This window comes from Mesorhizobium temperatum (assembly GCF_002284575.1).
Taxonomy (GTDB): domain Bacteria; phylum Pseudomonadota; class Alphaproteobacteria; order Rhizobiales; family Rhizobiaceae; genus Mesorhizobium; species Mesorhizobium temperatum.
This window is the reverse complement of record NZ_NPKJ01000024.1, coordinates 1-11603: the sequence shown is the minus strand read 5'-3', so window position 1 is coordinate 11603 and position 11603 is coordinate 1. Positions and strand designations below refer to the sequence as shown.

9 protein-coding genes are annotated in these 11603 nt (G+C 62.0%); 6 read left to right on the top strand and 3 right to left on the bottom strand.

The annotated features are described in order from the left end of the window. Nucleotides 1–607 precede the first annotated feature (607 nt). On the bottom strand, nt 608–1387 hold the full coding sequence (locus tag CIT26_RS07415) for an SDR family oxidoreductase (protein ID WP_095491981.1): 780 nt from the start codon (nt 1385–1387) through the stop codon (nt 608–610). Nucleotides 1388–1506: 119 nt separating this feature from the next. On the opposite strand from CIT26_RS07415, the gene CIT26_RS07410 reads away from it, so the two are divergent. After that, complete coding sequence (locus CIT26_RS07410) at nt 1507–2328, top strand: UDP-2,3-diacylglucosamine diphosphatase (protein ID WP_095491980.1); 822 nt, start codon at nt 1507–1509, stop codon at nt 2326–2328. Nucleotides 2329–2457: 129 nt separating this feature from the next. Next, nucleotides 2458–3675, top strand: a complete 1218-nt coding sequence (locus CIT26_RS07405; RefSeq protein ID WP_095491979.1) for an MFS transporter — start codon at nt 2458–2460, stop codon at nt 3673–3675. On the opposite strand, the gene dgcA is transcribed toward CIT26_RS07405, so the two are convergent. Next, a complete protein-coding gene (dgcA, locus tag CIT26_RS07400) occupies nt 3646–4629 on the bottom strand; it encodes an N-acetyl-D-Glu racemase DgcA (RefSeq protein ID WP_095491978.1) in 984 nt (327 codons plus the stop codon). The two genes, CIT26_RS07405 and dgcA, sit on opposite strands and share 30 nt — an antisense overlap. 100 nt (nt 4630–4729) lie before the next feature. Here dgcA and CIT26_RS07395 point away from each other — a divergent pair, with 100 nt between their 5' ends. The 4 genes from CIT26_RS07395 (at nt 4730) to CIT26_RS07380 (ending at nt 8843) form a co-directional block, all read left to right on the top strand. Next, on the top strand, nt 4730–5917 hold the full coding sequence (locus CIT26_RS07395) for an MlaE family ABC transporter permease (protein WP_095491977.1): 1188 nt from the start codon (nt 4730–4732) through the stop codon (nt 5915–5917). 1 nt (nt 5918) lies between these two features. Next, nucleotides 5919–6740, top strand: coding sequence for an ABC transporter ATP-binding protein (locus tag CIT26_RS07390; protein ID WP_095491976.1), 822 nt, complete (start codon nt 5919–5921; stop codon nt 6738–6740). A gap of 14 nt (nt 6741–6754) precedes the next feature. Then, entirely contained in the window at nt 6755–8128 is a 1374-nt protein-coding gene (locus CIT26_RS07385) for an MlaD family protein (protein ID WP_095491975.1), read from the top strand. A 109-nt stretch (nt 8129–8237) separates the two neighbouring features. Beyond that, nucleotides 8238–8843: an ABC-type transport auxiliary lipoprotein family protein gene (locus tag CIT26_RS07380; RefSeq protein ID WP_425350327.1), complete on the top strand. Its 606-nt coding sequence runs from the start codon at nt 8238–8240 to the stop codon at nt 8841–8843. Between the two features lie 533 nt (nt 8844–9376). Here CIT26_RS07380 and CIT26_RS07375 read toward each other — a convergent pair. Then, nucleotides 9377–11095 carry an adenylate/guanylate cyclase domain-containing protein gene (locus tag CIT26_RS07375; protein ID WP_167391314.1) on the bottom strand — a complete coding sequence of 573 codons (1719 nt, stop codon included), beginning with the start codon at nt 11093–11095 and terminating at the stop codon, nt 9377–9379. Between the last annotated feature and the right edge of the window lie 508 nt (nt 11096–11603).

Genomic DNA, 11603 nt, shown 5'->3' with positions numbered 1-11603 from the left:
GCAAATCCTGCAATTCCAAAGCCGACCTCCGCCCTAATCAGGATGCCAGATCAACGGTTTGCGGATAGTTCACGGCCGACTTTCTAGCGATGCCTTAGCTGGTCGTGGCGCCGTTTGCAATCGACCAAAGAGGATACCGGCTATCGCAGAAATTGCGACACTTGGAACAGCCACGATAGCAAGCACGCCAGTTACGTCAATGTACTGCTCCCACGCATTAGGTGGCGGGGGAGGAGAAGTGAGCGCCAGTCCAGCCCACAAAACAACATTCAGGAAAGCGCAACCGACAAAACCGATCATCCAAGCCCATTTGGTGTGAGGTCGAAGCGAATAGAGCGAAACGAAAACACCTAGAACGAGCAATCCTGGACCATGACTTAAACCGAAGGCGAACCAAAATTCCGACGCGGCAAGTTTTCCATTCCAAGGCCGAACTAGCGCGAGCAGCAGGAGTGCACTCGGGACGGACACCATCAGGATGCTGAGAAAGCCGCAGAGAAGGGCAGGTTGCTTCAATCGAGTTGTGCTCCCGTAGTGATCAGCGTCATGGCATCAAGGCTGCAAAGGGTCGCTTCCCGCCGTTACCAGCGGCACCAAGCTTTAGACACTAGAACGCGCTGACATAGGCGCCGCCGTCGACCGGTATGTTCTGCCCGGTCAGGTAGCCGGCATGAACCGAGCACAGGAAGGCGCAGATCTGGCCGAATTCCTCCGGCGTGCCGAGCCGCTTGGCCGGAACATTGGCTGCTGCCTGGGTCTTGCGCACGGCGGCAGCAGCCGGATCTTCGGGGGTGCCGGCTTCATGCGGAGGGCGCAGCCTGTCGGTGTCGATCTTGCCCGGCAGCATGTTGTTGATCGTCACATTGCGGTCGATCACCGTCCGCGCGACGCCGGCCAGAAACGAAGTCAGGCCGGCGCGTGCGCCGGACGACAGATCGAGGCCGGGAATGGGAACATAGACCGACAGCGAGGTGATGTTGACGATGCGGCCGAAGCCACGCTCCGCCATGCCGTCGATGACAGCCTGAACCAGTTCGACCGGGGTCACCATGTTCTGGGTGACGCCTTCGAGGATTTTTTCGCGGTCGAGTTCGCGGAAATCGCGAAGCGGCGGTCCGCCGTTGTTGTTGACGAGGATATCGGGATCGGGACAGGCGGCAAGCAGCGCCTTCTGCACCTCGGGCTTCGACACGTCGCCGACGATTTCGGTCACCTCGACGCCAAATCTTTCGCGCAGTTCGGCAGCGGTCTTCGCCAATTGGTCCGCATTGCGCCCGTTGACGACCAGATCACAGCCGGCCTCGGCCAGCGCCATGGCGCAACCGCGCCCAAGTCCTTTGCTCGAAGCACAGACGATGGCCTTTTTTCCGCGAATACCGAGATCCATGGCGATTTCTCCTCTGATTGGCGCGGCAACCTACTCTTGAGGCTGGACCAATCGCAACCGTCATACGGTTGTTGCATGAATCGGGGCATAGGCTGCACGAGAGCAACGGTGAGAATCCAATGCCTGGCGCAGAGCCCCGCACTTTCCGCAGCATGTTCATCTCCGACGTCCATCTCGGATCGAAGGCGGCGAAGGCCGAGTTCCTGATCGATTTCCTGCGCCATCACGACGCCGATATCATCTATCTCGTCGGCGACATCGTCGACGGCTGGCGGCTGAGACGGAACTGGCACTGGCCGCAGAGCCACAACGACGTCGTCCAGAAATTGCTGCGTAAGGCGCGCAAGGGCGCCAGCATCACCTACATCGCCGGCAATCACGACGAGTTCGCGCGCCAGTTCCAAGGCGTGCATTTCGGCGGCATCGTCGTCGCCGACCGCGCCATTCACGAGACCGCCGACGGCAAACGTCTTCTTGTTATCCATGGCGACCAGTTCGACACTGTCGTCCACAATGCGCGCTGGCTGGCCTATCTCGGCGACTATGCCTACGACGCGGCCATGCTCGTCAACCGCGTGGTGACGCGGCTTCGCCAACTGCTTGGCCTGCCTTATTGGTCGTTTTCGTCCTGGGCCAAGGTCAACGTCAAAAAGGCGGTGAATTTCATCGGCTCGTTCCAAACCATGCTGACCGAGGAAGCGCGCCGCTCGCATGTCGACGGCGTGATCTGCGGGCACATCCACCATGCAGCGATCGAAAATTATGAGGACGTGCAATACATCAATACCGGCGATTGGGTGGAGAGCTGCACCGCGGTGGTCGAGCATTTCGACGGCCGGATGGAGATCCTGCATTGGGCGCATGTCCTGCCGGAGGCTCCGGTCGGCGGCGAAGTGCTGGTGCCGATCGACATCAAGGGCAGGGCAGTCCAGGCTGCCTGACCAAACCCGACCTCACCTCGCTTTAATCGATTAGTCCAAGCGGTTCCGCCGACTTTTTCAGCATGTTATGGAATTGGCGTGCGCCGCAGGCCGACTCGGCTGAACGCTGCGCCGACGGATTGCCTGTTGATGTCCTCCCTGCCGCCGCTTTCACCCGAACAGCTCGTTAAGCCGCGTCATTTCGAACTGCGCATGGGCCTGATTTTCTTCATGCTTTTCGTGCCGCTCGGAATACATTTGCCATATTTCCCGCTATGGTTGCAGGCAGAGGGTTTCGATGCCGAGCAGATAGCGGTCATTCTCGCAGCACCAATGTTCCTGCGCGTGGTGACGACGCCATTGCTTACAGCACTGGCCGACAGGGCGAGCGACCGCGCCCATGTCTATGTCGCGCTGGTGGCCGCATCTGTGGCTGCGTCCGCCGGTTATTTCTTGACGCCGACCTACGCCATGGTGCTCACCGTTTCGCTGGCGCTCACCGTGGTCTGGACACCGCATTCGCCGATTGCCGATTCGCTGGCGCTATCGGGTGTGCGCCGCTTCGGCTCCAACTACGCAAGCATGCGCAAATGGGGATCGATCTCCTATCTGTGCGCAAATCTTGCGGGCGGTTTCATCCTGTCGGCGACCGGCGCCCAGGCTGTTCCGATGATCATCTTCGTGGCGTTTGGCGCCGCACTTGTCGTCGGATTGATCGCGCCGCGGCTCGGCCGTCCGCGCCGTGCCTCGCCGCTTTCGGCGGCCGACATCCAGCAATCGGCGCCAAAACTCCTCAACGCCTATTTCCTATATTTCTCCATCGGCGTCGGTGTCATCACCGCCAGCCACGCGTTTTTCTACGGCTTCGTCTCGATCTACTGGAAATCGATCGGCATCGGCGATCAGGTTGTCGGGTTGCTTTGGGGCTGGGGTGTGGTGGCCGAGATCGGCATGTTCATGGTCTTTACCCGGGTTTTCGGCTCCTTCTCGGTCGTGTCGATCATGTTGATGGCCGGGATAGGCGCGATCGTGCGCTGGATTGCCTTCCCCATGATCTGGCCGCTCGGCCTTGGCATTGCCGGATTCTTCGCTGTCCAGACGCTGCATGCGGTCTCCGTGGCGCTGGTTTTGATCGGCCTGCAGAAAATGATCGGTGAGACGGTCGCGGAGGAACGCACCGGGGCCGCGCAAGGCATCGCCTATTTCTCCAACGGCTTTTTCACGGCTGTGGTGACGCTGATGTCCGGCCCTCTGTATGACCGCTTCGGCGTGGACGGCTTTTTTGCCATGGTTCCGATCGCCCTGATCGGCCTGGCGCTGATCGGACTTGCGGCGCGTTCAGCCCCACAGCGCCGCATCGGGCGGTGACACCAGTGAACCTTGGTAGACGAGACCGGGAACACGGTCGCGGGCAAGCAGCAGCGGCCCGTCGAGATCGACGAAATCGGCATCTTGCGCCAAGAGTACGGCCGGCGCCATGGCCAATGACGTGCCGACCATGCAGCCGACCATGACGCCAAAACCCAGTTCGCGGGCGCGATCGCGAAGGACGAGAGCAGCGGTCAAGCCGCCCGACTTATCGAGCTTGATGTTGACGGCATCGTAAAGGCCGACAAGCGAGGCAAGGCCCCCTGCCTCATGCACGCTTTCATCGGCGCAGATCGGCACCGGATGGGCGATGTGGCGAAGGATGCCGTCACGGCCCGCCGGCAGCGGCTGTTCAATCAGGGCGATGCCGTATTCGGCGGCAAAGGCGAGATTTGCAACGATGTTGTCGTCGCTCCAGCCCTCATTAGCGTCAAGGATGATGCGGCTCGCCGGTGCCGCCTCTCTAACCGCGCGGATACGGGCCATATCGTTGTCGCCGCCGATCTTGACCTTGAGCAGCGGGCGCTGGGCGTTGGCGCGGGCCTGGGCTGCCATCGCTTCGGGCTCGCCGAGCGACAGAGTGTAGGCCGTCTCAAGCGCCCTCGGCGGAGCCGTGCAGATGCTGAAAGCGACCGGCTTGCCTGTGATCTTCGCCTCCAGGTCCCATAGCGCGCAGTCGACGGCGTTGCGCGCCGCGCCCGCTGGCATGGCGTCGAGCAGCGCGGCCCGGCTGAGGCCGCCTTGAATCTGCTTCCGCATCGCCTCGATCGCATCGCGCACACCGTCCATCGTTTCGCCATAGCGCTTATAGGGCACGCATTCGCCGCGCCCGCTATGGTTGGCTTGGCTGATCGTCACTGTGATGACCTCGGCCCCGGTCTTCGAACCGCGCGAAATGGTGAAGGTCCCAGCGATGGGAAAGCGCTCGGACTCGACCGAAATGACACGCGCCATATTTTTCTGCTCCGGCTGTGCGACAACAAGCTTGTCGGCAAATCGACAGGTGGGTTCTGTCAGGTTAAACAGATTGGCCCGTCAGGCTAAACAGGACGCCATGTTGACGATCCGCAAACGCTTCGCAAGCGGTACGACTGCCAAGGAGGCCGACCACCAGCCGCGCGTTGTGGTCGGCGAGGAGAACGGCGTTCTCGGCTGCGCTTTCTCCGGAAACTGGACGACGCGCACCGTGACGCTGGTCGACGCCGAGATGCGCAAGATCGAGAAACGCAGCGGTTTCCAGACGCTGGCGCTCGACCTTTCGCATATCGAGAAGATGGATACTGCCGGGGCCTGGGTGATCGACCGTCTGGTCAGCGCCTTCGAAAAGAAGGGTGTGGAAATCACGATGCAGGGGCAAAGCGAGATTGCCTCGATCCTGCTCGGCGCCGTCGGTGACGCGGTTCGACGCGAACCTGATTCCGGCGCCGTTGGGCCGCCGAATATCGTCATTCGCGCGCTCGAGGCGGTTGGCCGGCGCGTCTATGAGATGCGTGACGATTTCCTGGCCGCGATGAACATACTGGGCGCCACGATACGCGGCTCGCAGATGAAGCTTGGCCGCGGCCATGCGGTCAATCCGGCGGCGATCTTCAACCAGATGGACCGCATGGGCGTCGGCGCCATCCCGGTGGTCGTGCTGATGTCGGCCATCGTCGGGGCGATAGTCGCTCAGCAAGGCGCCTATCAGCTCAGCTATTTCGGCGCCGATATCTTCGTCGTCGACCTGGTCGGCGTGCTGATCCTGCGCGAGCTCGGCGTGCTGATGACCGCGATCATGATCGCCGGCCGTTCGGGCAGCGCCATTACGGCTGAAATCGGCTCGATGAAAATGCGCGAGGAGGTCGACGCGCTGAAGGTCATCGGGCTCAATCCAATCGGCGTGCTGGTGTTTCCGCGGCTGGTCGCGCTGGTGATCGCACTGCCTTGCCTGACGATCATCGCCAATTTCGCCGCACTTGGCGGCGGCATCGCGGCGGCATGGCTCTATTCCGACATCGCACCGGCCGCCTTCATCGACCGGCTGCGCGTCGCCATCGATCTCAGCACCATCTTTGCCGGGCTGATCAAGGCGCCGTTCATGGCCATGATCATCGGCACGATCGCCTCGGTCGAAGGCATGAAGGTTGGCGGCAGCGCCGAATCGCTGGGACAACACGTGACCGCTTCGGTGGTGAAGTCGATCTTCGTGGTCATCATCCTCGATGGGCTTTTCGCCATGTTCTACGCGGCGATCGAGTTCTGACATGGCGACGCAGGGCAGCACAAAGGCGACTGGGGTTGCGGAAGGGGCCGACGAAGATGAGATCGTGCTTTCCGCGCACGACATCACCGTGTCCTTCGGCGACAAGGTCATTCTCGACAGATTGTCGCTCGATATCAGGCGCGGCGAGATCCTCGGCTTTGTCGGCGCCTCCGGTGCCGGCAAGTCGGTTCTCCTGCGCACCATCCTCGGCCTGGTGCACAAGCAGTCGGGAACGATCAAGCTGTTCGGCGTCGATGTCGAAAAGGCGAGCGAGAGGGAGCGTCTTCGCATCGACATGCGCCTTGGCGTCCTCTTTCAGCACGGCGCGCTGTTTTCGGCGCTCACGGTTCTCGAAAACGTGCAGGTGCCGATGCGCGAATATCTCGATCTGCCGAAAAAGCTGATGGACGAGCTGGCGATGCTCAAGGTCGAACTCGTCGGGTTGCCGCCGGATGCGGCGCAGAAATTCCCGTCCGAGCTTTCCGGCGGCATGATCAAGCGTGCGGCGCTGGCGCGCGCACTGGCGCTCGACCCCGACATCGTGTTCCTGGACGAGCCGACATCCGGCCTCGATCCGATCAGCGCGGCTGAGTTCGACGAACTGGTCGTCAAGCTGCGCGATACCATGGATCTGACCGTGTACATGGTCACGCACGATCTCGACACGCTGTTCACCGCTTGTGATCGGGTGGCCGTGCTCGGCAACAAGAAAGTGCTGGTCGAAGGCACGATCGACGACATGCTCAGAAGCGAGGAACCCTGGGTGAAATCCTATTTTCGCGGAAAACGTGCGCGGCAACTTGATCTTGCGGCCCGCGCGTAGCCATAAGTGGATAAATGGAAACCAGAGCCAACTACGTAATTGTCGGCATTTTCACGCTAGCTGCGATCCTGGCAGCATTCGCGTTCGTCTATTGGACGGCCGCGATCGGCGAGAGGGGTGAGACGGCGATGCTGCGGGTGCGCATTCCGGGATCAGCTTCCGGCCTCGGCCGCGGCAGTTTCGTGCTGTTCAACGGCGTCAGGGTTGGGGATGTAAGGCGCGTCTACATCGACCTCGCCAATCCGACCGCCGCCATAGCCGAAGCCGAAATAGGCCGCACGACGCCAATCACCAAATCGACGCAGGCCGATATCGGCCTTGCTACCCTCACCGGTCAGGCCAATATCGAACTCAGGGGCGCCGACCTCAAGGAGGTCAACCTTCTCGACCAGGCGGAGGCGGAGGGCCGCGTCGCCGAGATCGTCGCCAACCCGTCGGCGGTCACCAACCTGTTGCAGACGGCGCAGAACATCTTCACCCGCGCCGATACGGTTCTCACCCAGCTCGAAGGCTTCACCAGGGACGTTCGCGGGCCGCTGACGCAGACCGTCAACAATGTGCAGACCTTCTCCGATGCGCTGGCCAAGAACTCCGACGGCATCGACAAATTCCTCGCCAGCGTCAGTTCGCTGTCGGACGAGTTGAGGGGCGTCTCGGGCAAGCTCGACGGTACGCTGAAGGCGGCGGAAGGGCTGCTCAACGCCGTCGACAAGGATCAGATCAAGAGCATCGTCGCCAATGTCGATACGGTGACCAAGAACCTGAAGGAAACCAGTAAGCAGTTCGACACGGTCGTGAGGAATGTCGACACCGCGGTGGGATCGATCAACGATTTCGCCCAACGGACGCAAGGCACGCTGGCCAAAGTCGACGGCGTTCTCGACGGCATCGACCCGGCACAGGTTCGCACCGCGCTGGCCAACATCCAGAAGGCCAGCGAAAACGCCAACGAGGCTGCCGCCGATATCGCAAAGGTGACCAACAAATTCGCCAACCGGGCCGACGATATCGACCAGACGATCAAGGACGCGCAGCAACTGGCGGAGCGTCTCAACGACGCTTCGGTGCGCGTCGACGGCATCCTCGCCAGGGTCGATACATTGCTCGGCTCAGGCCAGGCCGACGGCATGATAGCCGATGCCAGGAATACGCTGAGATCGTTCAAGCAGGTCGCCGACACCCTGAACGCCCGCCTCGGCACCATCACCGACAATCTCGCGCGATTCTCCGGCCAGGGCCTGCAGGACGTCGAGGCGCTGGTCCAGGACAGCCGCCGTTCGATCAGCCGCATCGAAGAGGCGGTGACGGATCTCAGCCGCAATCCGCAGCGGATCCTGTCAGGCGGCGAAGGCGAGGTTCGGCAATTCGACGGCAGGGCGCGGCGTTGACTTCGGCTTTCGCCCGCCCCAAGAACAGCAGGCAAGTGCACTGCGGAAGCGGATTGCTCATACGATTCGGGGATAACGGGGATCGCGTGTGAAGTCGGTGGTGCTTAAATTGGGCGGGGTCAAATCGGGCGGGCTCAAAGCGGGTGTGGCATTGCTTACGCTTTCGCTAGCCGGTTGCGCGTTTTTGCCGGGCGGCGGGCCGGCGCCCCTGGACACATTCGAATTGTCGGCGCCGCCGCTCGATGCGCGCGGCCGCAGCCGCCGCCAGATCCTCATTGCCCAACCCTCCGCGCTCAAGGCGCTGGACAGCCAGAACATCGTCATCAAGCCTTCCGTGCGTTCGATCCAGTACCTCAAGGGCGCGCAATGGGCCGATCGGCTGCCGCTGATCGTGCAGGCGCGGCTGGCCGAGACATTCCAGCGCTCGGGCAGCTTCGCCGGTGTCGGCAAGCCGGGCGAGGGGCTGGCGATCGACTATCAGGTGATCGTCGAGGTCCGTTCCTTCGACGTCCGGGTCGACGGCGGCGAACATGCCGAGGTCGAGCTGTTCGTGCGGATACTGAACGACCGCAATGGCGAGGTGCGCGCCTCGAAGAGCTTTACCGCGACCGCGCCCGTCTCCGGCGGCGGCAACCAGGCCTATGTCGGCGCGCTCGACCGCGCATTCGGCGATGCCGCCAAGGACATCGTCCGCTGGACCGATTCGGTGATCTGATACAGCCGGAACTGCCGGGCGCAGCTTAGGATCAAACTCAATCATCTGGCTGCCGCCAATGGCCGAGACGGTGGGGAACTGCCGTCGTTTCGACGACTGGAACGAGCAGGGAGCGCCACTACCGGTCATTCGCAGCGCGCCTCGTTAGCTGACCTTCAGCCACCGGCCGGAGTCGACCCTTCTCTGCCCTTCCACCGAGCTCAGCCTACGGCAAAACTTGACCCTGATCGGACCTTTCGGGACCTATTTTCCCTCCAGAAACCCGACATTCGGTCCAGCCAGCGCTCATGACCGAAAGACGACTGACGTCTACCGCGAGGTGGACGGCAGTTTTGCGCCTAATGTCGGCCGTTGAGGTGATCTTTGCTGTTGCCCGATAGCAGACGTTGCCGGCGACCACCCTGGACATCGTAGTCGCGTCATGAGCGGCCATTCCCTTTTCGATCGCAAACGACCGGAGTCGACCCGTTGCAGACTTCGACAGTGTGTGTGCTGAACGGGTTGTCGTTAGCGGCAGACCGTCGCCACCGATCTTATGGCGGCAAACCTGCTTCCCTTAGCAAGCGGCCAAGCTCCCGAGCCTTCTCAGGATCGCGGTAACACTCGCGGCTGGTGAAGTTGGAGGCCGTTAGAGCTGCCTCGCTGCCGACAGCTTCCCTGACCATCCGGCCGGCTTCGTCGGATCGATCGAGCGCCACGAGCGCGGCCGCCCGATAGAGGCGCGATCGAGTGGTCTGAAACGTGAGTTTGCGGAGGGATTCAATAGCCTCGGCATAGCGGCCGAGCGCATAAAGAGCCACACCCCGTTCCTCGACGCACCACACAGGAAGGAACGGGTCGAGCATCTCGGCTTCGTCGAGCAAGGACAATGAACGCTCTGCTTCGCCCACAAAGGTAAAGACCGCGGCGCATCTTGCCTTGATGTAGGCATCCGTCGGGTTCAATTCCATTGCTCTGCGGCTGTGCGCCAGGGCCTCGTCGAAGTTGCCACCCATAAGTTCAAACGCGCCCATGATCCGGTTTGCCTCGGCATCGCAGGGGTCAAGCTCGAGCGCGCGGCAAATGTCCCGTCGACCTTGCTCGGGGTCGAAACCCGGCAGCCCTGACGCTGCGCAGACCCTCCACGCATAGGCGGCCGCGTAGTGCGGGTCGGCCTCGATCGCCTTTGAAAGCCAGCCGACGGCCTGGCGAGCATTGTCGTCGGTGACGCCGCCCAGGCGGTGATGATCGAGCCCGCGCAAGAGGCAGTCGAAGGCGGTCATGTTTTCTGGCGGCTTTCGGCGCGCCGCCACCATGGCTGCGTCCTCCATCCGTCCGGATACCGTCGCGGCGATCCTCGCGACGGTTCCATCAACCAAAGCGAGGATTTCCTCGAACGGACGCTGGATCTTGTCGCTCCAGACCACCGTCCCCTGGTCGGTTTCCGACAGCGTGAGGCTGATCGAAACCCGCTCTCCGATCTTGCGCACCTGTCCCTCAAGCACATATCGAACGCCCAGAGCCTCGCCGACCCTCACCGGATCCGGGTGGGAGTCCGCAACCGCGAAGCTCGCACTCCGCGAACTGACCGAAAGACGCCGAAACCGCCCCAGTTCGACAATAAGCTCCTCGGTGAGGCCCTCAGCGAGATAGCGCTGGTTCTCGTCGTCGCCCGAAACCCGGAAAGGGAGCACCGCGACCGATGCCGGCCGCCGTTCCGTCGTGATGACCAGTTGCGTCGGCGCCGACTGCAGCCGATGCGCTCCGATCTCGCCGCGGACCCGATAGAGGTGCACCGATTCCGTAATGTTCTTGAACGCCCGCTCGCCCATATCGTCGAATATGAACGCAGAATTGCGGCGGACATGATCGAAGAGCGCACCGCTCACATAGATCGAGTCTGGTTCGGCTGCCGCCTGTATGCGCGCCGCGAGGTTGACGCCGTCTCCGACCAGATCATCGCCCTGCACCACGACATCCGCGATATGGAGACCGAACCGCATCCTGAAAGGTTCGGTGTCGGGCTCTTGCGCGCCTGCAAGCGCGCTGCGGATCTCGAATGCACTGCGCACGGCGTTTACGGCGCTCGGAAATTCGGCGAGGGCCCCGTCACCCGTCGTCTTGAAAACCCGGCCGTCGAGCAGATCGACCTTTTCCGAAATGAGGGCCTGACAGCTAGCCAAGCGTTCCGCGGTTTGCTCCTCGGCTCGCTCCATCATTCCGGAATAGCCGACGATATCGCCTACCATCAGGGCGGCCATTCTGCGCTTCATGGGCGAAGCTCCTTCAGGGGGCGACCAATCGTCGGTATCATCACCCCAGCAGGCGGTGCCGTCGTCGCGGACGCGGCGGTCTGGGAGTGTAGCGCATTGCAAAGCCGGCCGCATCGGGAAACGCGCCCTGCGAACGTCTCGAGGAGATCGCCAAACCTTTAAACGCTGAGACGATGGGCGTTTGTGTGAAGCCCGGGTTCGCACCCTTTTCGCGACCTTCAGGTGGAAGGAGGCGATGACCGGAATGGGTCAGTTCACGTCGATGCACGCAGCCCGACTGAAGGTCCGCTTCTGACATTCCGAGCCTCTAAGCCGCAAGTCCGCCAACGGCCCAAGGCTGACTGTCAGCAACGCGCCGCCAAATCGACCGTTCACCTACGAACCCTTGCCGCGTGAAAGCCGACATCCCTGTTGAGGACGTTAGGCCTTCCGGAACTACGGCAAGAGATCCGTCACAGCGCGCCCACTTCCGTCCATTGCCATAGGGAAGCTGGCATGTTCGTGGATG

Bases quoted from the DNA above. Each gene is read 5' to 3' on its own strand.
- CIT26_RS07390 (WP_095491976.1), top strand. From the start codon at position 5,919: ATGGCGACGCAGGGCAGCACAAAGGCGACTGGGGTTGCGGAAGGGGCC.
- CIT26_RS07410 (WP_095491980.1), top strand. From the start codon at position 1,507: ATGCCTGGCGCAGAGCCCCGCACTTTCCGCAGCATGTTCATCTCCGAC.
- CIT26_RS07415 (WP_095491981.1), bottom strand. From the start codon at position 1,387: ATGGATCTCGGTATTCGCGGAAAAAAGGCCATCGTCTGTGCTTCGAGC.
- CIT26_RS07385 (WP_095491975.1), top strand. From the start codon at position 6,755: ATGGAAACCAGAGCCAACTACGTAATTGTCGGCATTTTCACGCTAGCT.
- dgcA (WP_095491978.1), bottom strand. From the start codon at position 4,629: ATGGCGCGTGTCATTTCGGTCGAGTCCGAGCGCTTTCCCATCGCTGGG.
- CIT26_RS07395 (WP_095491977.1), top strand. From the start codon at position 4,730: ATGTTGACGATCCGCAAACGCTTCGCAAGCGGTACGACTGCCAAGGAG.
- CIT26_RS07405 (WP_095491979.1), top strand. From the start codon at position 2,458: ATGTCCTCCCTGCCGCCGCTTTCACCCGAACAGCTCGTTAAGCCGCGT.
- CIT26_RS07375 (WP_167391314.1), bottom strand. From the start codon at position 11,095: ATGAAGCGCAGAATGGCCGCCCTGATGGTAGGCGATATCGTCGGCTAT.